Genomic DNA, 293 nt, shown 5'->3' on the forward strand with positions numbered 1-293 from the left:
GAACGGGTCGCGGCCCGTATCGGCGCCGGCGGCCGTCGCGGCGGGTTCGGCCGGCGCGGCGACCAGGATCTGCGAGAGCAGCCGCTGCGGCGCGAGCGGCACGGCGATCCGCGGCCCCGTCTCGCGCGCCTCATCCGACTGCCTCTCCACGAGGGCCGTGACGTCCCCGTCGCTCAGGCCGGGCGCGTCGTCGGGAACCGGTGTGCCCGCGAGCGCGGAGCGCGTGATCGTGACCGTGGTCCCGGACGGATCGTCCACCGGCTCGTCTGCGACAGGGGCGCGTGAACAGTTTC

At 75.8% G+C, this 293-nt stretch carries 1 pseudogene; it reads right to left on the reverse strand.

Features of this window, described 5'->3' with window-relative positions:
• A pseudogene (locus tag ACLBX8_RS32055) lies at nucleotides 1–258 on the reverse strand (M23 family metallopeptidase); the annotation flags it as partial.
• Between the last annotated feature and the right edge of the window lie 35 nt (nucleotides 259–293).

This window comes from Methylobacterium sp. D48H, assembly GCF_053345715.1.